Raw genomic sequence first — 25,377 nt, 5'->3', positions numbered from 1 at the left:
AAAGGGGTGCTCTCTCCCGTTGCACCCCATTCAATTGTTGAGGAAAAAACATGGCGAAAATTAGTCGCATTATCGGACGCGAAATCTTAGATTCACGCGGAAACCCTACCGTAGAAGCAGATGTATACTTAGAATCAGGCGTAATGGGCCGTGCTGCAGCACCATCTGGTGCATCTACTGGTAGCCGCGAAGCACTAGAGCTACGCGACGGCGACAAGTCTCGTTACCTAGGTAAAGGTGTAACAAAGGCAGTTGCAGCAGTTAACGATACCATCGCGCCAGCGCTTATCGGCAAAGACGCACTAGCGCAAGCTGATATCGACGGCATCATGATTGACCTTGATGGCACAGAAAACAAAGAAACCCTTGGTGCGAACGCAATTCTTGCAGTTTCTCTTGCTGTAGCTAAAGCGGCTGCGGCGGAAAAAGGCGTAGCGCTTTACCAGCACATTGCAGACCTAAACGGTACATCTGGCCAATACTCTATGCCAGTACCTATGATGAACATCATCAACGGTGGTGAGCACGCTGACAACAACGTAGACATTCAAGAGTTCATGGTACAGCCAGTTGGCGCGAAGAGCTTTAAAGAAGCACTACGTATGGGTGCTGAAATCTTCCACGCTCTTAAGAAAGTACTGTCTGCTAAAGGTCTTAACACAGCAGTTGGTGACGAAGGTGGTTTTGCCCCTAACCTTAGCTCAAACGCTGAAGCGCTTGCAGTAATCGTAGAAGCCGTTGAAAACGCTGGCTATAAAATGAATGAAGACATCACCCTTGCACTAGACTGCGCGGCGTCTGAATTCTATAAAGAAGGCAAATATGTACTATCTGGTGAAGACAAGAGCTTCGATTCAGAAGCGTTTGGCGACTACCTTGCTGACCTTTCTTCACAGTACCCAATTGTATCTATTGAAGACGGCCTAGACGAGAGCGACTGGGACGGCTGGGCAAGCCTAACTAAGAAGATTGGTGACAAAGTACAGCTAGTTGGTGACGACTTGTTTGTAACTAACACTAAAATTCTTAAGCGCGGTATTGATAACGGTATTGGTAACTCAATCCTTATCAAGTTCAACCAAATCGGTTCACTGACTGAAACCCTCAACGCTATTAAAATGGCAAAAGATGCGGGCTTTACGGCAGTTATCTCTCACCGTTCTGGTGAAACTGAAGACGCCACTATTGCCGACCTAGCAGTAGGTACAGCGGCGGGCCAAATCAAGACGGGTTCACTATGCCGTTCTGACCGCGTTGCTAAGTACAACCAATTACTTCGTATTGAAGAAGCACTAGGTGACGCTGCAACTTACAAAGGCCGTAGCGAAATCAAAGGTCAATAATTTACGCCTGAGACAATGATTAAAAGCCGCTTTATACAGCGGCTTTTTTGTGTCTATTTTTCGCCTTGTTTAATGAAACCATGTAGCAACAAGCGCCTAATCTTGCTAGGGTTAAAAGACTTTAGACAGGTATTTGATAATCCCGATGGCTTCAGGCGACAAACTTTCCCACTCTATACCCAACTCCCAAGTTGGCTTTTTCAGTGAAGCTGGTGAACTCGGCGGAAGCCACCCTCAATTCAATGAAATATGTACTGCTCTGTATGAAAGAGAAATCGTCTCTCTAGCTCATAGCGAGATAAAAAACCTATCGCTGCTCAAGCGTCGAATGGGCGGGCTTCCTTATCACGTGAAAGCTATTGCTCGATATATGATTAGCAATGGCAACTCAAACAATCCATCCCCGCTAAAAACAGATACCCATAATGGGAGTTGGTATGCCAAGCAATCTGCAAAGTGCCCCGGCATTAATCATTTAGACGATGTAGAAAAGCGAGAAGCGTGGTATAGAAAAAACGCTAGGTATGGTCTTGTTGTATCTGTTTTAATTGTAAATATGGAAGGCTCTCACATTGAGCTTGATTCCATTGATATGGTAAACCAAGACAATACCCAGCTCCATCTGAACAAAAATGGATGGTTTGCTAATACAGGGGAGTGCATTTCTTCAACTCCCTTACGCGATGAAATGGAAGCAGCCACGGCACTTTCAGTTCAAAACAAAATACTGCTGCGGCCTTCAAAGTCGATAATGACCGCTGCATGCTGTGGCCACGCATGGAGCTTTAAATCCAAGCGTTCACCACGTGCCTTATCCCTTCGCGAAATGCGCTTATCTACTCAAATCAACTGGAAGAACTTTACGCTGCTTGATAGGTAACAAAGCCGCGACAAGAATAAAAACCCAGTATATCCGCATAAAAAACCAAAGTCTCTTTTGCACCTTAACAACCAAATTTAGTACAAACATCCTAACGAACATCATCTATAGTAAATTAACCCCCTCATAAATGACTGTAGTTACTGGTCACGTTGCTCTAAGACCAAAAGCGCTAGGACACACATCCTAAATAATTAAAAGAAAGTATTTATACACGAAAAATATACTCATTATTGTAAACAATGGTTGACCTCTTCATGCCACATGGGTACATTGTCGCTATCAACTTGGTCAGCAAAGAAACAACAAATGCGTATTCGTTTCCTTCTTCTATCTCTACTCCTTATGGCAGCCAGACTGCACGGGTAGATTGCGACCAGCGATTTAATTTCACAAAAACCCGTGCCAAGCACGGGTTTTTTTTTAACTATTCAACTGAGAGAGCGTCATGACAAATCAAGTGAAGATCTTTGATACCACATTGCGAGACGGCGAGCAGGCCTTACCAGCAAGCCTAAGTGCCAAAGAGAAATTGCAGATCGCGCTGGCGCTCGAACGGTTAGGCGTTGACATCATTGAGGCTGGCTTTCCTGTCTCTTCACCCGGCGATTTTCGCTCTGTACAAATGATTGCCAAAGAAGTTAAGAACTCTATCGTTTGTGGCCTATCTCGCGCATTGTCGGGTGATATTGATGCATGCGGGCAAGCATTAAGCGTTGCTGAGCAATTCAGAATTCACACCTTCATCGCAACGTCAGAGATTCACGTAGGTGCCAAGCTTCGCAAGTCGCAAGATGAAATTGTGGATATGGCCGTAGCCGCGGTGAAACATGCACGTAAGTATACTGACGATGTAGAGTTTTCCTGTGAAGATGCGGGGCGTACCCATATTGATTACCTATGCCGAATGGTTGAAGCAGCGATTAGCGCTGGCGCGACGACGGTGAATATTCCAGACACCGTAGGCTACACAACACCTACAGAGTTTGGCGGTATTATTCAGCAATTGTTTAATCGCGTTCCAAATATCGATAAAGCAACCATTTCAGTACATTGTCACAACGACTTGGGCTTAGCGGTAGCAAATTCATTAGCAGCTGTTGAGCAAGGTGCCAGACAGGTTGAATGTACCATAAACGGTATTGGCGAGCGTGCTGGTAATGCTTCACTTGAAGAAATTGCTATGATCTTGCAAACCCGTAAGAACATGTTGGGCTTTGAAACTAACATTAATTCTACCGAAATATCGCGCACATCTAAGCTAGTCAGCCAGCTTTGTAATATGCCAGTTCAATCAAACAAGGCTATTGTTGGCGCGAACGCTTTTAGCCATTCATCTGGTATTCACCAAGACGGTGTCTTAAAAGCGCAAAATACCTATGAAATTATGACCCCAGAAAGTGTGGGCATTAATAAGAACAACCTAAACTTAACGTCACGTTCTGGCCGTCATGTGATTAAGCATCGCTTAACCGAACTTGGCTATAAAACCGAAGACTATGACTTAGAAGCGGTGTATGACGCATTCTTAAAGTTAGCGGATAAAAAAGGCCAAGTATACGATTACGACCTTGAAGCCTTGTTGTTCTTCGATAAGCAAAAGCACGACCAAGCACACTTCCAGTTGCTTTATCTTCAAGCGAATTCAGGGCGTGAAATTATTCCAAGCGCCACCGTTAAAATGAAAGTGGGCACTGAAGAAATTACCCAGTCTAGCATTGGAAACGGCCCGGTAGATGCGGCTTATAAGGCCATTATGTCTATACTAGGTCACGAAGATCTAGAAGTTGTCGACTTTAAACTAGATTCAAAAGGTGAAGGTGCCGACGCTTTGGCGCAAGTGAGCGTTATCGCTACATATAAAGGCCGTCGTTTCCATGGAATCGGCTTGGCTACAGATATTGTGGAAGCCGGCGTTAAAGCCCTTATCTTTGTATTAAACAATACATATTTGGCCGATCAAATTGATCAGCAAAAAAATCAACAAGAACGCGTTGCAGGAGTATAAATGAGCCAGTATTCAATTGCCGTATTAGCCGGAGACGGTATCGGCCCAGAAGTTATGCAGGAAGCCAATAAGGTTTTAGATGCTGTTGAAAAGAAGTTTAACGTCACCCTCAACCGTACTGCATATCCTGTAGGTGGCTACGCCATTGATACTGAAGGCGAGGCGCTACCCTCAAAAACGCTTTTGGGCTGTGAGCAAGCCGATGCAATTTTGTTTGGCAGTATCGGTGGCCCTAAGTGGGACACCTTGCCGTTAGAGCAACGTCCTGAGCGTGCCGCACTACTTACCCTTCGCAGTCATTTTGACCTGTTCAGCAACTTGCGCCCAGCTCGCATTTATCCGGGCCTTGAAAGCCTGTCTCCCCTTCGTGAAGACATTGCTAAATCAGGCGTAGACGTTTTAGTTGTGCGTGAGCTAACCAGCGGCATTTACTTTGGTCAACCTAAGGGCCGAGAAGGTGAAGGCGAAGAAGAGTTCGCGTATGACACCATGCGCTATAGCAAACGTGAAATTCGCCGTATTGCTATTGCAGCGTTTGAAGCAGCACAGAAACGTCGCGGCAAAGTGACGTCGGTGGACAAAGCCAACGTACTGGTAACCAGCCGTTTATGGCGTGAAATTGCTGAAGAAGTAGCGAAAGACTATCCAGATGTAGAACTTGACCATATCTACATCGACAACGCCACTATGCAAATAATGAAGAACCCAGCGCAGTTCGATGTAATGCTGTGTTCAAACCTTTTTGGCGATATCGTTTCTGATGAATGCGCTATGATGACGGGCTCTATGGGCTTGTTGCCATCGGCAAGCATGAACGAGGAAGGCTTTGGCCTTTATGAGCCAGCAGGCGGTTCGGCTCCAGATATTGCAGGCCAAGGCATTGCTAACCCTATCGCACAAATTTTATCGGCCGCTATGATGCTGCGTTTCAGCATGAACTTAGGTGATGCCGCAGACGCCATCGAAAAAGCGGTCGTAGCAACACTAGAAGCAGGTGTACTTACAGGCGAGTTATTACCTGCAGATAAACGCAGCCAAGCGGCAAGCACGTCGCAAGTAGGCGATGAAATCGTTAAACAATTAATGGCGCAGGAGTAAAACAACCTCATGGCCAAGACCTTATATGACAAAGTGTGGCAAGCCCACATTATTGACCAAATCGGTGAAGACAGCTTAATTTATATCGACCGTCACTTAATTCATGAAGTGACGTCACCTCAGGCATTTGCTGGCCTTAATGAAAAAGGCCGTAAAGTACGTCGCCCTGATCGCACTGTTGGCACAATGGATCACAGCATATCAACTCGCTCACTGGCAATCGACGCGTGTGGACCAGCTAACGCGCTTCAACTACAAACCTTAGCGACCAACTGTGAAGAACACGGTATTCAGCTATTTCCAGTGGGTCACCAGAAGCAAGGGATCGTGCACGTAATGGGCCCTGAACTAGGCTTAATTCAGCCGGGTATGACGGTGGTATGTGGTGATTCTCACACAGCTACCCACGGTGCATTTGGTGCGCTAGCCTTTGGTATTGGTACCTCACAGGTAGAGCACGTACTGGCGACACAAACGTTGAAGCAAAGCCGCGCGAAGAGCATGCTTATCAACGTAAATGGTAAGCTTCCAGTCGGCATCACCGCAAAAGACATCATCCTTGCCATTATTGGAAAAATTGGCCATGCCGGCGCTACTGGTCATGTTATCGAGTACGCAGGTGAAGCTATCCGCGGTTTGAGCATGGAAGAGCGCATGACGGTGTGTAACATGAGTATTGAAGCTGGCGCGAAAGCTGGCCTTGTTGCACCAGACGAGAAAACCTTCGCCTACCTTGAAGGCCGCGAATACGCACCTAAGGGTCAAGACTGGGAAGACGCTGTCGCTTATTGGAAAACCCTTTATACCGAAGAGGGCGCAACCTTTGACACTGTGGTTGAACTTGAAGCGGCAGATATCGCTCCTCAGGTTACGTGGGGCACTAACCCAGGCCAGGTTATTGGCGTAAACACACCGGTACCTGCCCCTGAAGACTTCAGTGACCCGATTGAAAAAGAGAGCGCAGTAAAAGCGCTTGAGTATATGGGACTAAAACCCGGTGAAAAGCTTGCTGACGTTGCAGTAAACCACGTATTTATCGGCTCATGTACCAACGGTCGTATTGAAGATATGCGCGCAGCGGCACAAATCGCCAAGCGCGGTAAAGTCGCCGATTCAGTTACCGCGATTGTCGTTCCAGGGTCAGGTAACGTTAAACGCCAAGCTGAAGCAGAAGGCTTAGATAAAATCTTTATCGATGCTGGCTTTGAGTGGCGGTTGCCAGGTTGCTCTATGTGCCTTGGTATGAATGACGACAAGCTAGTAGCAGGCGATAGATGTGCCTCTACCAGTAACCGTAACTTTGAAGGCCGTCAAGGCCGTGGTGCGCGCACTCACTTAGTAAGCCCAGCAATGGCTGCCGCAGCTGCAATTACCGGTCGCTTTGCTGACGTTAGAGATTATCAGGAGTAAGTTATGTCTGAACAAGGTTTTACACAACACACAGGCATTGCTGCGCCGCTTGATCAGGCCAATGTCGATACCGACCAAATTATTCCAAAGCAGTTTCTAACTGGCGTAACGCGTGCTGGCTACGGCAAACATTTGTTTCACGACTGGCGTTATTTGGATTTAGAAGAGAAAGAGCCAAACCCAGCGTTCGCGCTGAATAAGCCTGAGCACAAAGGTGCGAGTCTGTTGCTAGCTCGCGAAAACTTTGGTTGTGGATCAAGCCGGGAACACGCGCCGTGGGCACTTGCAGACTTTGGGTTTAAAACGGTTATTGCCACCAGCTTTGCTGATATTTTTTACGGCAACTGCATTAATAATCAGCTAGTGCCTGTGGCATTATCAAGCGAGCAAATGGACGCTTTGTTTGCTGCAGTGAAGGCAGACCCAGCAACTAAGATCACCGTTGATCTTCCAGCGCAAACGGTAAGTTTTAACGATACAAGCTTCAGCTTCGATATTGCTGAGCATCACAAAAACAACCTAATTAAAGGCTTAGATGCTATCGGTCAAACCCTTGAACTCACAAGTGCTATAGAAGCCTTCGAAGATAAACAACCCGCGTGGTTGTAAAAGCGTGGGACTTTAGCGCTTAACAAAGCCCTAGCATGACACATGGGTGCCGTCGCGAGGTGGCACCCTGTTTATTTCTCCCTTCCATGCCTTTACCTTAACTTCGTATCAATACGCCTAATCCCAAACCGCATAGAGAATATCAGTTCACCTGATTTGAGCTATAAGCAACTTCTCGACACATTTACACGTCACACGTTTTCTCACGAATACGTTAATCTTATATTCGCTGACTCTAGCTATACTAAAGACTAATAAACTCCTCACTTTTTTCACTGGAATATCGTACTATTCATTTCTATTGTAATTGAAGGCTATGGCAACGTTGTGCCTCACAGGAGAAATAATGCTAGAACAGGTACCCATTGATGATTTGCAGCCAGGAATGTACGTCAATCAAGTACTTGAACAAACAGGCTCACTTAAAATGCGCTCTAAAGGCATTGTGAAAACCCAAGCCATTATTGATAGTCTAAAATCGAAAGGTATTTTAAGCGTCGAAGTAGATCTTGCGAAGTCTAAGCTGCCCGAGCCAGCTGTGCCACCCGAGCCAGCTAAAGAAAAAGAGCCTGAAGTGACTAAACCGGTTGTTAAGCCAGTGGGTCGTGATTCAATTAACGAAGCCAACGAGCTTTACAGCAGCGCAATTGCCATTCAAAGCAGCTTTTTAAAGTCGCTTAAAAATGGGGCGGTAAAAGATTTGTCTCCCATGGAGTCGCTGTCGCAAAGCCTGATCGAAAGTGTATTTGATAACAAAGATGCGCTGAGCTGCCTGACAATGATCAAGGACACCGACCAGTACCTTCTTGAGCACAGTATTAATTGCAGTGTACTAAGCGGCATTTTCTGTGAGTTTCTTGGCTATGACAGAGATACCACAGAGCAAGTGAGTTTAGGTGCCCTATTGATGGATATCGGCATGTCTTCCCTGCCAGATGAAATTCGCAATAACACAGGCGAATTTTCCAGTGATGATTGGGAAGTGATGAAAACCCACGTTGAAATTGGTGCAGACCTAGTTGAACAGTGTGGCGATATTTCTGACCTATCGCTACGCATCATTGAAGAGCATCACGAGCGCGTTGATGGAAGCGGCTACCCGAGAGGATTGGTTGGTGACGAAATCTCAGAGTTCGCGCGCATTGCTGCCATTGTGGATGCATACGATGCCATGACATCTAATCGTACGCACAAAAACAGTATCACGCCTACTCAGGCGCTAAAGCGACTAACTGCGACAGAGAACTTAGACCAAGAATTGGTAAAACAATTTATCCATTGTATTGGCGTGCACCCTGTTGGCTCCTTAGTGAGGTTAAAGAGCGGTAAATTAGGTATTGTTAGCAAAATCAACCCTAAAGACCCCGTAAGCCCTCACGTTATGGCCTTTTACAGCGTGACGTCGCAGCATTTCAATGAAGTGAAACGCGTTGATTTAAGTCAGTACGACGATGAGATTGTGTCAGGCGTTCGCCCCGAAGAGTTTAGTTTGAACTTACCAAAATTCTTTAAAGACGTTTTCATCAATCAGATGCCGCTGTAGAAAACACAGTTTAAACAGCGAAAAGGCCCTTTTCAAAGGGCCTTTTTTGTATTTCTTGTTAGTGTTTTTTGGAACTAACAGATAGCAATTACCAATCGGTTAATGCTGCCATAGTAAAAATCTCATCTTCGAAAGCAAGCACCACACGTTGCGCTTCAATATTGACGATTTGCACTCTATCAGCAATCCAGTCGCCCTCACCTATTTGACGGCCATTGACTCTCACCCACCTATCGGCAGGACGAGACGCATACATATGCGCGCTAAAGTTCATGGTAGGAAGTCGTGTTAACAAGCGAACGGGTAACTGATCTACACGGGGTAGTTCGTCTTTAACCGTCACCCTTGTTTGCTCTTCAGCGGGTGTATTATCTTGTGCCTTTGAGTCTAGCGCTTCAACGGCAGCATTAAAACGGGCCATGAGCTCTGGTGACACGGATACGTCAGATTGAGACGCAGCTTCATTTAATACTTTCCCTTCATAATTCCCTGAAGTCTCAGTTTGTCTTGTATCCATTGAAGAGCTACGCTCATATCCACTACTTGGCTCGGCGCCAGAACGTTGGGAGACGTCGTTATTGTAGCGATTCTGAGTACCTGTTGTGTTTGGGTTTGTATTTGGAACTGCACCTAAATCAGTATTTTCCGTTGCAGCTAAGTTGCCAACAGACTGGTTATTTACCATAGCGTTCGATTGCGTGCCTTGCTGAGCTGCACCGCCGTTACTCATGTTTGCATTTACCGCCGTGTTAGCAGTTTCATTTAAACCTGCGCTTTGCCCACTTTTCTGAGTGTTTGAAGATACCTGTTCACTTTTGTTGCTTGAAGTGCCTGGTGCTTCATTACTACTTTGCGTGGTCGTAAGCGCTGAAGCGTTTCCGCTTGCTTCAACCTGTGAAACTGAGCTTTCAGAGTCTGCCACTGGTACAGAAGCGGGTGCAGTTAGCATTGGCCACCAGCGTTTTGCCGTAGCGGCGGAAAAGCCAATGCATAAACCACCAAGAATAACGACGGCAAAAAGCGCAACTTGCTTGGTGTAAAGCTTCCATGCTGACGGAAGCCCTTCTACTGTGGGTAAAAACAAGCTTCGATTAAACTGCTCGTTAAGGGATTTATCAAATTTGGCGGTAGTGTCGTGCTCGCCCCGAAGCAAAGCTTGGGTCTGAGTTCTATGATGAACTGTCGGCGCTATTTCCACGGTTTGCTCAGGGTCTATTTCTACCTCTTGCACGCCCATTTCAGACAAGCCCTGCACCATAGCATCGCTTGTCACTAAACCCGACTTTCTAATTTTAACTGGCCCATTTTGCTTGGTAATTTGAACAATCACCATACCGGGTTTTAAATGGTCAATGGCAACGATATTAGACATACAAACTCCCTAACCCGTAGCCGAATATGATAGCCAAAACAAACGCCGATGCGAGATACCATTTACGCTGACTTTGCACGCGCTGACTGACGACATCTTCACCAAGAATTTGCTCTGCCGCGGCCAAGAATATAGGCTTTTGCACAACCGCATGCTGCTTAGTAAAAGATAAGGTTAACGCCCGATCGCACAGCAAATTAATTACCCTTGGGATCCCACCAGTAATTTGATGCACCGCGCGCAATGTAGACTTACTGAAAATGCTGATATCACCTTCGGCTACGCTTAAGCGGTGTGCTATATATGCACTGACTTCTGGCGCAGTTAAGGGCAGCAAATGATAACGAGCGGTAATGCGTTGAGCCAGCTGACGTAATTCATTACGCTTTAACAACTGCTGTAATTCAGGCTGACCTATCAATACTACCTTTAACAGTTTTTCACGATTCGTTTCTAGGTTGGTCAATAAACGAAGTTGTTCTAGTACTTCGGGCAACAGATGCTGCGCTTCATCAACCATTAGTACCGTATTCATGCCTGACTGATGATTCTCTGCTAACTTAGACAAAATCAAATCGGTGAAGTACTTAAGGCTTGCTTTTTCAGGTGTATAAGCCAAGCCTAGCTCATCACAAACCGTTGCTAATAGCTCAAGGGCGGATAAGGTAGGATTCAAAATCATGGCTACCTGCGTATTATTGGGTAGCTGCTGCAACAGTTTTCTCGATACCGTTGTTTTTCCCGTGCCCACTTCTCCGGTGAGCATTACAAAACCACCGCTTTCTCTGAGGCCAAAGGTCAAATGGGCCAAAGCCTCTTTGTGCCTTGGGCTCATATACAAATAATCGGGGTTAGGCGCAATCGAAAAAGGATTGTCATTTAACCCGAAGTAGTTCAAATACATGGTTGCTGAAGCGCCTATCTGTTTTAATTTTTAACGACGATTAAACTACCAGACGCAACCTTGAAGTGAAAGCGCATAACGATGTGGCTACGAATTTTATTTGTAACATTGCTATACTGCGCCTCTGTTACCTTGGGAAGGTTGATTTTCGATACACGTCAAAAGTCGATGTATTCCCAATCTAAAAAGTATTACTGACTAAAAAATCGTTGGAAAAGCATGCAAGTATATCTCGTTGGTGGCGCAGTGCGTGACGCACTGTTAAACAGAAAAGTTGTTGAACGCGACTATGTCGTGGTGGGCGCCACGCCAGAAGAAATGCTCAGCCAGGGTTTTACCCAAGTAGGCAAAGACTTCCCTGTTTTTTTACACCCTAAAACACAGGAAGAATACGCACTTGCACGTACAGAACGTAAGTCAGGAAAAGGTTACACCGGTTTTGTATGCGATGCGTCAAGCTCGGTCACGTTAGAAGAAGATTTGTTACGCAGAGACCTTACCGTTAACGCGATAGCGCAAGACAACCTTGGAAACCTTATCGACCCCTATGGTGGTAAAAAAGATTTAGAAAACCGCCTACTTCGCCACGTATCTGAAGCCTTTAGTGAAGACCCTTTACGCGTATTTCGCGTTGCTCGGTTTGCCACCCGCTATGCTTATTTGGGGTTTACTATCGCTACTGAAACCATGGCTCTTATGCAGTCTATGGCGCAAAGCGGCGAGCTAAGCACGCTAAGTGCAGAGCGGGTATGGCAAGAAACAAAGCGCAGTCTTTTAGAGAAAACACCGCATGTTTTTTTCACTGTATTAAACCAAGCCCATGGCCTCAATGACTGGTTTACTGAGCTTGAAAGAAACATAGATACTGCTCTTGAAACGTTAAAAACGGCGGTAGACCTAGAAAAGGTTGAAAACGAGAGCCTTGTTGAAGACGCGGGTTTAGAAACCCCATTACCTGAAAGCAATGATTCAGAAACCGCTAGGCTGATAACAAGGTTTACTGCCCTGCTCACTCACCTCAATGAGGAAGAAGCGAAACTGTTATGCAGTCGGCTCAAAGTGCAAAACCAAGTTAGTGAAATCGTCAGCCTTGCCTGTAAATTCAAAGGCTTTCTTTTGAACGCGCAGAACTCACCCGCCGATTTACTTGCCTTGTTCAATGGCTGTGATGCGTGGCGAAGAGGGGAACGTTTCACATTATTACTTAGCGCTTTTGCGCCTTATGCTCATAACAAGGGCGTAGATTGGCAAGAGAAACAAAAGCGCATCGAAAATGCATTATCAGCCGCCAACCAAGTGAACGTGCAAGATATCATTGCCACGGGCGTTAAAGGCCCTGAAATAAAAGACGCACTTAACCAAGCAAAGCTTGCTGCCATTGCTTTGACAACTGAATAGTTCTATACCCTAAAGGCCATTACGTAAGTCGACTTTTTCGTTTTGGTGAAAGTTTACCTACGGTGTGCGAATTTAACGCCAGTTTTTCTCAATGTTTTGGTATAGCAATGCTACAATACGCCCCATTCATTTAGAGCGTTTTTTATACTATGACTTTCGAAGAACTCGAATTAGACGAAGCACTGTGTCACGCAGCTGCCGATATGGGGTTTGAAACCCCAACTAGCATTCAAGAACTGGTTATCCCGCATGCGATGGATGGGCGAGATATCTTGGCCTCTGCTCCTACAGGTACGGGTAAAACAGCCGCTTTCTTATTGCCTGCATGCCAGTTTTTACTTGATTATCCGCGCAGGCAGCCTGGTGCTACACGTATTTTGATCCTTACGCCTACCCGCGAGTTAGCGCTACAGGTTTACGAACAAGCGGTTGCTATCACCAAACATACGCAAATTGTGTGCGGGGTAATAACCGGTGGTATTAACTACGGTACCGATAAAGAAACCTTAAGCAAGAATCTCGATATTCTTGTGGCCACGCCAGGTCGTTTGCTTGAGCATATCGAAAAAGAAGCCGCAGATTGCCGTGATATCGAGTGCTTGATCCTTGACGAAGCTGACCGCATGTTGGATATGGGTTTCTCAACGGTAGTTAACCAAATTGCTGCCGAAGCGCGCTGGCGCAAGCAAAATCTATTGTTCTCTGCAACGCTTGAAGGCAAAGGCGTTAAGACCTTCGCTCATGACATCCTTAACAATCCTGAAGTGATTGAAGCGAACCCGTCGCGCAAAGAAAAAAACAAAATTCATCAGTGGTATCACCTTGCTGACGACATGAATCACAAGCAAGCGTTGCTGGTGAATATTTTGAAGCAAGAAACGACGACGTCAGCGGTTGTGTTTGTGAAAACCCGCGAACGCCTGCAAATGCTAAAGGACTTCTTAGCCTCGAAAGACATTCCAGTGTGCTGGCTACAGGGTGAAATGCCACAAGACAAACGTATTGCAGCGCTAGCCCGTTTCAAAAATGGTGAAGTACCTATCTTGCTGGCAACGGATGTTGCTGCCCGTGGTATTGATGTGCCTAACGTGAGCCATGTTATTAACTTCGACATGCCGCGCAAAGCCGACGTTTACGTGCACCGCATTGGCAGAACCGGCCGCGCTGGCGCCAAAGGTACTGCAATATCTTTGGTTGAGGCCCACGATTTTGACATGGTAGCCAAAACCGCACGATACATGGGCGAACCACTTAAAGCTCGCGTTATTGACGAGCTACGCCCTAAAAACAAAACGCCTAAGATTGGCCCCAAAAAGAAGAAAGTGAAGGCCAAAGACAAAGCCAAGGCAAAAGCTAAGCCTAAAAAGAAAAAGTAAAACTCGAGCACGTAGAGGGTGAGTGATGCGATGGCCGAAGGTTGGGAGTGGCTTTCGCAGACACGCGATAAACACATCCATGTGCGCTCCACTGCCGCATCCCTGCGGCAGAGGGTTTGCTCAAACCACTCCCAACCTTCGTCCTGAATAACCTAAAGTAACCCGATGAATGTGTTCGAGCTTATTTCAGGAGCAAAGAAAAAATGAGGAGTCTGGCACAATGAAATTCCCAGAAAAAATTGTTCTAGCCACAGGTAATCAAGGCAAGGTACGTGAGTTCGCGTCTTTGTTTGCAGATTACGGTGTAGACGTTGTGGCGCAAAAAGAATTAAGTGTATCTGATGTGCCTGAAACAGGTACAACATTCGTTGAAAATGCCATTATTAAAGCGCGTCATGCGGCACAAGTAACAGGCCTTCCTGCTATTGCTGACGACTCAGGCTTAGTGGTTGACGCCCTTGGCGGTGCACCCGGTATTTATTCAGCCCGCTATGCTGGCGCTGATGCAACTGATGACACCAATATCGACAAGCTATTAGCTGCCCTAGATGGCGAAACCCAGCGTAAAGCGCATTTCTTCTGTACATTAGTGTTTATGCGCCATGCTGACGACCCAGTGCCATTAGTTAGTCAAGGCAAGTGGCAAGGTGAAATTTTAAATGCTCGCTCTGGTAACGACGGTTTTGGTTACGACCCGGTATTTCACGTGCCAACTCATGGCTGCACTGCAGCAGAATTGGAGAAAGCCGAGAAGAACCGCATTAGCCATCGCGGCAACGCCCTAGCGATTTTGCTTGATAATATGAGAGCGACTTTTGCGTAATCCACCGCTTAGCCTTTATATTCACATTCCTTGGTGTGTTCAAAAGTGTCCGTACTGTGATTTTAACTCTCACGGGCTTAAATCTGATTTACCCGAAAAAGAATATGTGGCGCACTTGCTGGACGACTTAGCCATTGATGCCAAACGTATTGGCGACCGCCCTGTTGAGACAATCTTTATAGGCGGTGGCACGCCCAGTTTGTTTTCAAGCGAGGCCATGGCTGACATCTTAAAAGGCGTCAAACAGCGCGTTAACTTGAGCGACACTGCTGAAATCACCATGGAAGCGAACCCTGGTACCGTTGAGGCAGGTAAGTTTGCGGGCTTTTATCAGGCAGGCGTAAACCGAATATCGGTGGGCATTCAGAGTTTCCAGCCTAAGCATTTAAAAGTGCTAGGCCGTATTCACAATGAAAGCCAAGCTGAAAATGCGGTAAAACAAGCACACAGCGCAGGGCTACCCACGTTTAATTTAGATCTCATGCATGGTCTACCTGAGCAAAGCGTAGAGAATGCCATGGCAGATTTGAAACAAGGTATTGAGCTCACGCCTTACCACTTGTCGTGGTACCAGCTTACCATCGAGCCAAACACGCCTTTCTATTCAAAGCCACCAGAGTTACCTGACGACGACATTCTGTGGGAAATACAGGAAAAAGGCCACATCCTTTTAGAGCGTGCAGGCTATCACCAGTACGAGATTTCAGGCTACGCCAAAGCAGGGCATCAATGCCGCCATAACCTTAATTACTGGCGCTTTGGCGACTATTTAGGCATTGGCTGTGGTGCCCACGGAAAGATTACCGATGCCGCTAATGGCACTATTCATCGTACCGTTAAAGTGAAGCATCCAAGAGGCTACATGGAAATGAGCCGACCGTATTTAGATACGCAAACGCTGGTTAGTGCAGACGACCTGCCGTTTGAGTTTTTTATGAATAGGTTTCGTTTAGTTGAGCCTTGCCCGATGAGTGATTTTAGTGACTTCACAGGTACTGAGTTAACGGATGACGTTAAACGCGCACTGTCTGATGCTCATCACCAAGGGCTACTTTCTATTTCAGATAGTCACTGGCAGGTAACTGCTAAAGGACGTAGATATCTCAACTCTCTGCTGTCGTGTTTCGTATAATCTTGCCGTTTTGAATTAACCGAAAAGCTAGATCAAAAAAGCCTGCTCACGCAGGTTTTTCTGTCTTAATCAGTCTTTAACCAGGATTAGTACACGTATTACTTATTTCAGCTAGTTTTCACTCTTATCATGTCGCGTAATGATATTGTAAGGCTTGAAAGCAGGCACACTTGCTCGAAGGTTCTCTTCCGCTACGTCTAAGCGTTTGAGCTTTTCACAAAACCACTCTGCCTTTTTACGTAAAGTGGTGGCTTTATCACCCACATCAAGATGCTCGCCCACATTGTTAAGCTGACGAGTAATTTCCGCTACTTTCTCTTGGTTAACCTCGCCGCTTCCAGTGTTGATACCACTGATTGCCGATAATATACCGCCAACTGAGGTAGAAATTGCTTCCTCAAGCTGTGCTTCAATTTCACTATCCACGAATTCATCAACGCTTTCCAGTGATCCAGGGCCGATAAAATAATGATTACTGGCATGCCTGAATTTATCTTTCACGCGGTTTTGAACACGCTTCATAGCAGCATTCAAACGCTCGTAGCTGTCGTGATCACTGCCTACTAAGCCTAGGTAAACATGCTCAATGGTATCAATAGCTAAATCTACACCTTCGGTGGCCAAAATAATCATTTTTGGTACTACATAGTGTAACCCTGAAGAATACTCTTCTAGCCACTGCCGTTCTTGCTCATTCAAGGTTTGCCAACGTCCACCTACAAATAGCTGGTTTTGGTCATTAATCTGAACTACGGTGCGGGTTTTATCCATTACGCGAAGCTGTTCGTTATTAACGGCAATACCGTAAGCAAAATCGATATTACAGGTATATTCAGCCTGCGCCGATGTGCTAAGTCCAGCGAATAAACAAATTGTAAAAAGGGCAGCCTTAAGGCTCGATATCATTTTCATACCAACATTGTGGCTAGCTTACTGGGAAATAAAAAGCCATCATGAGTCTAACGTGCTAAAAATCAGGTTGAACATGTCGATATTAGCAATCTACTCAAAACGCAGCTTGATAGTAGGGCCTGTAGACTTTTGTTATTCACCAAAGGTCAACAGGCTCTAAGCAAGAGTGTCGATTTTCTTTATAATTAACGTTCAAACCAAAAAAAACAAAGCACGCATTATAGAGCGTGCTTTGTTGATAAAAAGTCTAAGCATCAGATACTAGACGAAAGACTAATACGAAGCGGTGTAGATCTTTATCTACACCTATTCGTTGGTGTAGGTGCGCACCAGTCGTACGTAAATGAAACGGTCTTTCTCTTTAATCGAATGGCTCGCATTAAAGAATGCAACAACCCAGGCTCTGTCTGGATCATCTGCCGAAGGGGTAGAAGTCCAAAAATCATCCGGAGGCGTAGCTGGGAAAAGCGAGCTATTAATCGCCGGGCGTACGCAGTCGCGTTCCGTTAAGGTGGCCAACTCTTTAACGTTGGGCAAGCGCCATCCTAGCAGGTCTTCGTTACTCGCCTGCTGCGCAAGTTGTAGCGCCTGCTGCCACGTATACTTCACCGCTTCACCACTGCATGTTGAGCCGTCCCAAGTTTGCCCTTCGGAACATCGTCTCCATACTAAATCTGTGGTGATATCCAACAAAGTACTGGTAGTCACTGCTTCAAAATTATCGTTGGGCGTGGTTTCTAGTCCATCAGACAAGCACTCTTGAGCGAAAGCTGAAAGCGATGCACTAGCAAGCAACGTCGAGGCCGCAACTATTTTGAGTGTAGTTAGCACTGCGCTTTTCAGTACGCGTTGAGCGGATTTATTAACTTTATTGCTCATGACTATCTCCCTGCTCTTACAAGACGAACACGCGCCGCTGATGACTTATTAAGAAAGTTATCGACACCTGAATCAAAATCCAATGCCCATGCATTTTGTGCATCATCACTGTTTACCCCATCAGCACTTGGCACTGAGGTCCAATACCATAGGGGCTCGGTAGAGACTGTACCGGTGTTAGGGAAGTAATCTTCATCAATGGCCACGTCGTCGGCAATGCCTAAATGCATTAACGAAAAGAGTTCATGGTGAGTAGGTAGCCGCCAGTCGTAAAAACCACACAACCCCTGTGCGTTAACTGCCTGTACATATGCAGAGGTATTACAGTTGGTTAATAAGCACGTTGCATTCGCACCTGTCTGGTCGCCCTCAAAACCGCCATTTACCTCTTCGCTGTACCAAGAATAGGTGTAGTCTTTATCTTGAAATGCGCCATCGTCAGTTTTAACTTCCCACACCAATCCTGTCACATTGTCACGAACGCACGACCACGTATCTGCGCTGGCGTCTTGTTCGTCGCCATTGGCATTTAGACGGGTAAAGTCGAAGCCGGCTTTACCACGCCCAGCTTTTTCAATTAAGCCATTCTGTTCAATAATATCAGCTCCGCGTTGTCCGTCTTGGCCAGGAAAATCATTTTGCTGCGCCTCTGTTAACGCATTATTGGTAGCTTGCTGCAAAAATCCCGTGTCGTTCAATAGCGGCGTCGGCATGGGGCGTATTCTAACATTAATGGTGTCTTCAACACTGTTGTTGTTAGCGTCTGTTACAGTAAGTGTATAGGCCACCACAGTCGCGGTGGATACGGAAGGGGCAATAGCAAACGTAGATAGTGCATCGTTGTCATCTACCGGGCGAGCTGCCACTCCCGTGTTTGCCCCATTGTTAGATGTAACGTTGTTACTGCGCTCCCAAGAATAAGTAAGCGGTAAAGCACTGGGAATACTGGTGCTTGCTTCACCATCCAAAATAACCACCTCACCACTGAAAACGCCTTGCGAGAAGCCTGCATCAACCACAGGCAGTGTCTCGGTTTCAGACTGCACTGAGATTGTCACTGTGTCTACGTCGGTTGCACCTTCGCTATCAGTTACTTCAAGTTGAAAAGTGAGTTCCTGAGACTCGTTAGCGATAGGCGTAGTAATTGTTAAGGTAGAAAGGTTCGTTTCCACTCCCGTAATAACGTTAGTGCCGCTGGTTTGAGACCAAACATAATCGGCAATTTCGCCATCGGACGTAGATGAGTCAGTATCGCTGCTTCCCGTGCCATCAAAAATAATTTCAACGCCGCCTGGGAAAGTATTCGCTGGCAGACCTTCCCACGCAGGCACATCAATACTTGCTTCCGGCGCTATGTTTACCGGCGCAACAGTAATTACCGTGAAGTCACTAGCCGTATTACCGCTTTGATCGTTTACCGAGACGGTAAGCGTGTATTCAGTGGCGCTATTAACTAACGGCGCAACGAAACTCGCTTCAGAAGCGCTGGTGTCTTCATGTGTAATGGTCAGCGATGGAGACGCGCTCCAGTTGTACGTATACGTGCCATCACCACCACTCACTTGTGCACTTAGTGAATAGGTCACGCCTTCCGTTACGGTAGCGTTAGCGCCTGCATTAACAACTAAGTTGCCATTGCCAGATCCCCCACCACTAGAGTCACCATCTCCGCCTCCGCCACCACCGCAGGCTGCTAGAATGAAAGCACCACCAATAACTGCAAGCCCGCGTATTACGGTGCGAGGAAGGTAGCTTGAAAATGAAGACGAACTTGATTGCATACGTACTCCCATCGCACTCTGTGCCGCTGTTCTATGCTCAGTGCGAGTAAAAACTTGATGTAGATAGAACCGCAAGAAAAAAAATATACTCTCACGGGTTACACGTAGCGGTTATAAGAAGGTTTTCTTTGCTCTATCTGATTGTGAGCTTGCTTCTTGCGCTTCAGACACCGTTACTTGTAGCGCTTCTAGCTGCTTTTTACCTACCGCTACATCAGTCATGTCGTAAATCATCATACTGATAAAATCCACCTTGCCCGTCGCAGAGGTAAGAGGAGAAAGTGTGATGTTTTGGTACATGAATGACTCACTACCTGTAATCGGCCGGTAGTTTGGAAACTTGAACAAATAAGGGCGTTGTTCCCATGTCATAAAGGCACGGGTTTTTAGGTCGAAAACGGGCTTAGCTTTCTTAATAAACCAGTCTTGTTTGATTGCGGGAAATAACGAAAATAACGTTTTGTCTCTTACTTCACTCGGCAAAAGCCCACTGTGACTTTCCATAAAACCGTTCCACACTTGTACTGTGAAGTTGCGGTCTAGTACGACAATGCCAACGTCTACCGTTTGCAGCATGTCCATCATCCAGTGAAATTCTTGTAACTCATCTAAATGCTGGCTCATTAAAAATCCTCCAACAAGTGGGCGAGTTTAGAATTCATCATTTTCATAGACTCTTCCGTGAACAACAAAATCAAATCACACTGAACATTGTAGCCTTCCAAGCCATAGCTAAGCTCAATCGCCAACGTTCGCTTCCACTTTATTTGGTTCATGCTGATAATTTCAGTGATGGCACGATGTTGACCAAGTACAATGGGGTGACCTTGGCTAAAGTTAATGTCCATTTGATGGGCCAGCCCTGTTAAACAGGTGCCAATCAAAATACTCGCAGCATCCATAAGCAGCTCTAACTGAAGCTGGTCGTCAACTTCGCCTTCTACATTGAGTATTTTAGCCACGTCGTCAAAGCTTGAGTCGCTCAAAATACACAACGCCTCACCACTAACACCTGGCCCTAAGAAGCCTTGGCATACCGCAGTAACTTGCTCATGGCTCTCAATATCAGAAAGCATCATGTGAAGTTCAGACACTTCAATTAAATTAACGTTGGGAATAGGCAGTTCAACAAACACGTTCATGGTGCGGGCTAAATGATCCCCCGCTTGCCCCATGGCTATGTTAGTGATTTCTTGGTAACAATCGCGGATTTCAGGGTCTAGCGGTGAAACTTCTTCCGGCTCTTCCTCTTCAACATGAAGAATGTTGAATTTATCTAGTACCTCGGCCAGCTTCTTAGGATCCACCGGCTTTCTAATAAAGTCCAAAGCGCCAAGCGATGTCACTCTTTCATGAGCTTCAGGCTGAATATCACCAGACACAACAATAACTTTGGTTTTAAGACCCTGTTTCTGAATTGCTTCTAATGTGCCGTACCCATCTAAAACGGGCATATTGAGATCGAGCAATAGAAGATCGCCCTTTCCTTCAGCGAGAGCCGATAGAGCATCTTGACCATTCTTCGCAAAATGTACGGCCACTTCCCAATCTTGAGGAAGGCATTTAGCCACTTGCTTGCGCGCAACTAACGAGTCGTCACATACGAGTACAGAAAACATTAAGTTCTTTTACCACCTAGCTTTTGAAACCAGCTACCGCCGGTATTTTCTAGCAATTTCAATTGTATCGGCACAACTACTGTGAACTGAAGTAACGATTTGAGTTAACTTACACTTCGCTGTAACCCGGTCACTTTTTGTTTGAATAGATACCATGTATATAGTGATACGAAACACCTCACTAAGAAATAGCACTTTTGGGGAATATTGCCAGCACGTTTTTACTTACAAACATCACGGCGCTTTGATTCTTTGCTATGCGTTTTTACAGCAGCTTGTGCACCTTTTAGTCAAGGCGGGTGATTGCAGGTCTGGTCAGGCTAAATCACAACGAATAGATAAAACGCCAAGTTACGAGAAAAGCTCTCAAACAAAGAAACCAAAAATGACAGGTAGTGCCAACGCAGTAAATATACCATTTACACAAAGGCCCAGAGTCGCCATCGCCGCCACGTCTTCCCCCATTTGAATAGCTTTGGCTGTACCAATTGCGTGGGCCACCGTGCCCATAGCAATACCTTGCGCCTGTCGATTTTGTACATTGAGGACCGCAAACACACCAGTAGCCACAATGGCTCCAACTACACCCGTCACAATGACAAAAACGGCAGCCAATGCGGGAATGCCGCCAACCTGCGCACTCGACTCCATAGCAAGGGGCGTGGTGATTGATTTAGCTAACATGGTAATTTGTATTGCACGCGGTGCATCTAGTGCAAACAAAGTAAGCCACGCGGTGAAAGGCGCGAGTATGCCACCAAAAGCAATACTCGCCATTAACCGCCAGCCGTAGTGCTTTAGCTTTTGCCATTGTCTGTAAATGGGTAGTGCTAATGCCACAGTGATAGGCCCTAGCAACCAATGCAACAAAGAAGCCGCCTGTTGATACTCAGTAACCCCTGTTTCAGTTAAATAAAGGCCAGCTGACACAATCAGCGCGGTAACGACAATGGGATGCGCTAGCGGGTGACCTTTGCATTTTTTGTTTACCCAAAGAGCAATAATGTAGCCAATTATTGAAACGCTAAGCCACAATAACCCCGTTAAGCTAAATGCTTGATGTAGAGCCTCCTTCATTCTTGCTTTCCACCCTTGCTTGCCACATCTGAGCCGCTGCCGCTTTTGCTGTTAAACAATTGCTGCGAAAACCAAGCGGTTATCCCTAAACTTATCGAGGTCGTTACAATAATCGCGATAGCAATGGCAAGTGCATTGGACTGAATGTCAGCCCAATAAATAGATACGCCAAGTACGGCTGGAATAAACAGTAAGGACATATGCTTCAAGGGAAAAGTAACAAAGCGCGCCGTGTGAACCTCAAGCTGAGGAAAAAGAAAAAGCATCGCGAGTAAAAGGAATAAGCCCATTAATGGCCCTGGAATAGGAAGGGCACTCACACTAACGACAACTAGCCCAAGATAATAAGCAGCAAACACTAAAACTGCGCCCACTATCATGTTTCTTACATCTCGCACTATCGCTCCTTATTAGGCCTTGCAGGTCCTAGTACTTATTCCCAAAATTCAGTGAGTAAGTGTAACGATAAGCGAGTTAGACCACCAGCAGTACCATGGTCGTATAGTAGAATGTTGCACTGAAACTCAGTTTGACGTTCAGTCTGTCAGCCAAAACTGATAGTAATATTTGTGAGTAATCTTGAACGCTTCGCCACCTTGCATGACAACTCGCTGCTGATTGAGTTTTTGCTCCAGGTGCGCGATATGTTTTGCATTGACCGCCACAGAGCGGTTACAGCGTTTAAAATTCTGCTCTCCCAAACGCTTAAGTAATTCACACAAGGTGGTGCGGACAACGTAGCTTTCTGAGAGCGTTTGAACACACATGTAGTCTCCTGCAGCTTCAATCCATTTAATCTCTGCTGGATTTAAGCAACACCACCCGTTTTCAGCGCGTATCCCAACAACATTTGGCTGAGCACTTTTGTTCAATTGCTGGCGCAATGTAGCTAGAAGCGCAGGTTCAGACACCCCATATTGTTCACAAAGTCCCTTTACCAGCATATTGAATTGAAAGTCCCGTTCATAAAAATGGTACTTGGTTTTGACATGCTCTATAGCGTTTAATACTTGGGGTTCTTCAAGTGGTGATTTAACAAATCCTGACGCGTTATGAGAAAAGGCTAACAGCGCTTCTTCGTCTTTATTTCCTACTGCAAGCCAATACCGTGATGCAAGGTTTCGACTTGACTGAGAGACTGAATAGAAACCGATGGACTGAGGATATTTCTCTGCTAACGCAAGACAATGGCCTACAGATTGCGCGCCATAAACGTGACTGAATACGTCTAGCTTTTTTAGCATTTCGCAAAGTGAGTTTTGCATAGAAACAGAGTGTAAAAAAACCAGTGCGATCATCTGCGATCCCTTGCAAGTGCAAGCAGTAATAGCTGTCAGTGTTATCTATCCCAGTCTTAATAAGTGATGGGATGTAGACAGCGAAAAGTAAAAATAAGCGAAAAAGGGGCTATAAGCTGCATAGCCCAATCGCCAGGGTAGAAAACTCTTCATTAGCGTTTTGCTGTTAGTACACTAGGGCTAGCATTAATGCGACGAGCAATCAGTTGTGCGTTTTTAGATGCATTATGAGTAAGTGCAAAAGTAAGCATGTCTTGCCCGTTGCACACTAATCCTTCATGGATATATCGCATTTTAAAACCCGTCGCTTTCACGGCGCGATGCAATCGCAAACGGCTATCGCTTTTTACCGCTTCACACACTGCAATTAAGTTTTTTTCTACATGCTTGGGATACGGGGCGGCATTCGCTACTGTTGCAGTAAGCGACAAGGTTATTCCTAGTAAAGCAAGTTGGGTAACACGGCGTGACATAAACATAACAAGTTCCTCTGATAATATTCGGCAACGCGGTGACTACCTCTTTTGTCCCCGCACCATTAAATTAGTGAAACTTTGTAAAATTCACGCTATAAAAACGTTAAAGCACCGCTATTTGAGACGTTGCGACAAGTACACAAAAGCTAAGGTTTAATAATCGGTCTAAACTGTTATTAGTCGTACTTAACACACACTTTGCAACATTCTTATAAATGCATACATTGCAAAGTGGAAAATCATAAGCAAATACTCTTGCCCGCCTAGCGGTGCAGACAACAATCTAATTTTTTAACACGTATTCAAGGAAGAGCCATGTTAGAGCAGCAACAATATCACCTTATTAGAGAGCATATGCAGCCTGGTGACATCATCGCATTTGGCGGCAATAGCTTATTTTCTCGTTGGACCAAACTCACGACACGCTCTGCGGTAACGCATGTGGCAATAGTTATGCAAACGAAGATGCGCGATGAAGATTCTAATCGATATTTTAATCAAGTCATGGAAGCAACATCGTATAAAGGAAAGCGAGGGGTAATGACCAATAGACTAAGCGAGCGAGTAGCATCTTATGACGGTGATATTTGGTGGCTGCCCTTGTCTAGCGCGTCAAGAAGTATCTTTGAGCAAAATAAGCGAGACTTCTTTAACTTCATGTTTGAACAAGACGGGAAACCTTACGACGTGCTACAGCTATTCGGCTCAGCAGTGGACGCGATTGATGAACATCCCCTGTTCGGCAGCATAAGCTACAATCAAGAAGACTTTAATAGCTGGTTCTGTTCAGAGTTAATTGCTGAGGGGTTGGAGACTGCAGGTGTTGTAAGTGGAGTAAATGCATCGGAAGTCACGCCAGTGGACATCTGCCGGTTTAACATTTTCAAAAAGCGTTACGTACAGCTTAAAGGAAAAGGAAGGGTAATTGGAGGGTTCAATTCACTCAAGGCAGATAACTGGGGCCAGATTGCCTAACCCCATTAATTAAAAACACATCTACCCCAATATGGGGTAAGGTGAGTTTTAGAAAATACTGTCTTGGTGAATCTTAATAAACATGCTCGTCCCAATTTTAGAGTAATCGATTTTATACTCTTTCCCATTTAGGGTTTGTACGAACAATAATGTTTTTTCGTCGCCAAACACATCGCTAGTAGTTACATCTACTAGTTCCATGTCCATCATCTTGGCATCGCGCTTGTTTTCAGGCACTTTGCCTTCGTACTGCTTAATACCTTTATAAGTAACAAGAATTGGCGGATGTTCATCACCATTGATCACCAATAGATCTAATTTTCTTATTTTATGAATGATGGTATTTCGACCACTTGTAATGAAGGGTTTTTCAGTCATTCTCATCTCCGCGACCGCTCACCTGCTTTATAGTTATTAACAAAGAATGTAAGTGATTGAGTTTATCACGATGTTAACAATCAGCA

Annotated in this window: 24 protein-coding genes; 12 read left to right on the top strand and 12 right to left on the bottom strand. The window is 45.6% G+C overall.

Going from position 1 to position 25,377, the window contains the following annotated elements:
• Positions 1-50 precede the first annotated feature (50 nt).
• From eno to F0261_RS10615, 7 genes are all read left to right on the top strand, one after another.
• Positions 51-1,343, top strand: a complete 1,293-nt coding sequence (gene eno / locus F0261_RS10645; protein WP_171337937.1) for a phosphopyruvate hydratase — start codon at positions 51-53, stop codon at positions 1,341-1,343.
• A 145-nt stretch (positions 1,344-1,488) separates the two neighbouring features.
• On the top strand, positions 1,489-2,223 hold the full coding sequence (locus tag F0261_RS10640; protein WP_171337936.1) for a hypothetical protein: 735 nt from the start codon (positions 1,489-1,491) through the stop codon (positions 2,221-2,223).
• Between the two features lie 448 nt (positions 2,224-2,671).
• Positions 2,672-4,231: a 2-isopropylmalate synthase gene (gene leuA / locus F0261_RS10635; protein ID WP_014978502.1), complete on the top strand. Its 1,560-nt coding sequence runs from the start codon at positions 2,672-2,674 to the stop codon at positions 4,229-4,231.
• On the top strand, positions 4,232-5,329 hold the full coding sequence (leuB, locus tag F0261_RS10630; protein ID WP_014978501.1) for a 3-isopropylmalate dehydrogenase: 1,098 nt from the start codon (positions 4,232-4,234) through the stop codon (positions 5,327-5,329).
• A 9-nt stretch (positions 5,330-5,338) separates the two neighbouring features.
• Positions 5,339-6,739 carry a 3-isopropylmalate dehydratase large subunit gene (leuC, locus tag F0261_RS10625; RefSeq protein WP_105932330.1) on the top strand — a complete coding sequence of 467 codons (1,401 nt, stop codon included), beginning with the start codon at positions 5,339-5,341 and terminating at the stop codon, positions 6,737-6,739.
• Between the two features lie 3 nt (positions 6,740-6,742).
• On the top strand, positions 6,743-7,348 hold the full coding sequence (gene leuD, locus F0261_RS10620) for a 3-isopropylmalate dehydratase small subunit (protein WP_014948483.1): 606 nt from the start codon (positions 6,743-6,745) through the stop codon (positions 7,346-7,348).
• 346 nt (positions 7,349-7,694) lie between these two features.
• On the top strand, positions 7,695-8,891 hold the full coding sequence (locus tag F0261_RS10615; RefSeq protein WP_171337935.1) for an HD-GYP domain-containing protein: 1,197 nt from the start codon (positions 7,695-7,697) through the stop codon (positions 8,889-8,891).
• A gap of 88 nt (positions 8,892-8,979) precedes the next feature.
• On the opposite strand, the gene F0261_RS10610 is transcribed toward F0261_RS10615, so the two are convergent.
• Positions 8,980-10,263, bottom strand: a complete 1,284-nt coding sequence (locus tag F0261_RS10610) for a general secretion pathway protein GspB (RefSeq protein WP_171337934.1) — start codon at positions 10,261-10,263, stop codon at positions 8,980-8,982.
• Positions 10,256-11,167, bottom strand: a complete 912-nt coding sequence (locus F0261_RS10605) for an ExeA family protein (RefSeq protein WP_171337933.1) — start codon at positions 11,165-11,167, stop codon at positions 10,256-10,258. Before F0261_RS10605 ends, F0261_RS10610 begins: the two co-directional genes overlap by 8 nt.
• Before the next feature lie 219 nt (positions 11,168-11,386).
• Between F0261_RS10605 and F0261_RS10600 the strand changes: the two genes are divergently transcribed.
• The 4 genes from F0261_RS10600 to hemW all read left to right on the top strand — a co-directional run bounded on the left by F0261_RS10600 (position 11,387) and on the right by hemW (position 15,896).
• Entirely contained in the window at positions 11,387-12,565 is a 1,179-nt protein-coding gene (locus F0261_RS10600; RefSeq protein WP_171337932.1) for a CCA tRNA nucleotidyltransferase, read from the top strand.
• Between the two features lie 149 nt (positions 12,566-12,714).
• Positions 12,715-13,941: an ATP-dependent RNA helicase SrmB gene (srmB, locus tag F0261_RS10595; RefSeq protein ID WP_171337931.1), complete on the top strand. Its 1,227-nt coding sequence runs from the start codon at positions 12,715-12,717 to the stop codon at positions 13,939-13,941.
• Positions 13,942-14,161: 220 nt separating this feature from the next.
• Positions 14,162-14,764, top strand: coding sequence for an XTP/dITP diphosphatase (locus F0261_RS10590; protein WP_171337930.1), 603 nt, complete (start codon positions 14,162-14,164; stop codon positions 14,762-14,764).
• Positions 14,757-15,896, top strand: coding sequence for a radical SAM family heme chaperone HemW (gene hemW / locus F0261_RS10585; protein ID WP_171337929.1), 1,140 nt, complete (start codon positions 14,757-14,759; stop codon positions 15,894-15,896). The genes F0261_RS10590 and hemW overlap by 8 nt, the downstream gene beginning before the upstream one ends.
• Positions 15,897-16,007: 111 nt before the next feature.
• On the opposite strand, the gene F0261_RS10580 is transcribed toward hemW, so the two are convergent.
• The 9 genes from F0261_RS10580 to F0261_RS10540 all read right to left on the bottom strand — a co-directional run bounded on the left by F0261_RS10580 (position 16,008) and on the right by F0261_RS10540 (position 23,941).
• Complete coding sequence (locus F0261_RS10580) at positions 16,008-16,802, bottom strand: YggN family protein (RefSeq protein WP_014975812.1); 795 nt, start codon at positions 16,800-16,802, stop codon at positions 16,008-16,010.
• A gap of 312 nt (positions 16,803-17,114) precedes the next feature.
• Complete coding sequence (locus tag F0261_RS10575; protein ID WP_171337928.1) at positions 17,115-17,687, bottom strand: DUF1566 domain-containing protein; 573 nt, start codon at positions 17,685-17,687, stop codon at positions 17,115-17,117.
• A gap of 2 nt (positions 17,688-17,689) precedes the next feature.
• On the bottom strand, positions 17,690-19,468 hold the full coding sequence (locus tag F0261_RS10570) for a DUF1566 domain-containing protein (protein WP_171337927.1): 1,779 nt from the start codon (positions 19,466-19,468) through the stop codon (positions 17,690-17,692).
• Between the two features lie 111 nt (positions 19,469-19,579).
• Positions 19,580-20,092: a PAS domain-containing protein gene (locus F0261_RS10565; RefSeq protein WP_014948470.1), complete on the bottom strand. Its 513-nt coding sequence runs from the start codon at positions 20,090-20,092 to the stop codon at positions 19,580-19,582.
• Positions 20,092-21,087: a response regulator gene (locus F0261_RS10560; protein ID WP_014975809.1), complete on the bottom strand. Its 996-nt coding sequence runs from the start codon at positions 21,085-21,087 to the stop codon at positions 20,092-20,094. The genes F0261_RS10565 and F0261_RS10560 overlap by 1 nt, the downstream gene beginning before the upstream one ends.
• 366 nt (positions 21,088-21,453) lie before the next feature.
• Positions 21,454-22,164, bottom strand: coding sequence for an LrgB family protein (locus F0261_RS10555; RefSeq protein WP_014978487.1), 711 nt, complete (start codon positions 22,162-22,164; stop codon positions 21,454-21,456).
• Positions 22,161-22,562, bottom strand: coding sequence for a CidA/LrgA family protein (locus tag F0261_RS10550; protein ID WP_049585941.1), 402 nt, complete (start codon positions 22,560-22,562; stop codon positions 22,161-22,163). Before F0261_RS10550 ends, F0261_RS10555 begins: the two co-directional genes overlap by 4 nt.
• Positions 22,563-22,700: 138 nt before the next feature.
• Positions 22,701-23,462: a LytTR family DNA-binding domain-containing protein gene (locus tag F0261_RS10545; protein WP_049585940.1), complete on the bottom strand. Its 762-nt coding sequence runs from the start codon at positions 23,460-23,462 to the stop codon at positions 22,701-22,703.
• Positions 23,463-23,614: 152 nt separating this feature from the next.
• A complete protein-coding gene (locus tag F0261_RS10540) occupies positions 23,615-23,941 on the bottom strand; it encodes a DUF3718 domain-containing protein (protein WP_014948465.1) in 327 nt (108 codons plus the stop codon).
• A 312-nt stretch (positions 23,942-24,253) separates the two neighbouring features.
• Between F0261_RS10540 and F0261_RS10535 the strand changes: the two genes are divergently transcribed.
• Positions 24,254-24,913, top strand: coding sequence for a hypothetical protein (locus F0261_RS10535; protein WP_014975806.1), 660 nt, complete (start codon positions 24,254-24,256; stop codon positions 24,911-24,913).
• 48 nt (positions 24,914-24,961) lie between these two features.
• On the opposite strand, the gene F0261_RS10530 is transcribed toward F0261_RS10535, so the two are convergent.
• Entirely contained in the window at positions 24,962-25,291 is a 330-nt protein-coding gene (locus F0261_RS10530) for a hypothetical protein (RefSeq protein WP_014948463.1), read from the bottom strand.
• Positions 25,292-25,377 lie beyond the last annotated feature (86 nt).

Source organism: Alteromonas sp. 07-89-2 (assembly GCF_013113925.1).
In the GTDB taxonomy this organism is placed as follows: Bacteria; Pseudomonadota; Gammaproteobacteria; order Enterobacterales; family Alteromonadaceae; genus Alteromonas; species Alteromonas macleodii.
Note: the sequence above shows the minus strand (reverse complement) of the source record. Positions and strands in the feature narration are given on the sequence as shown.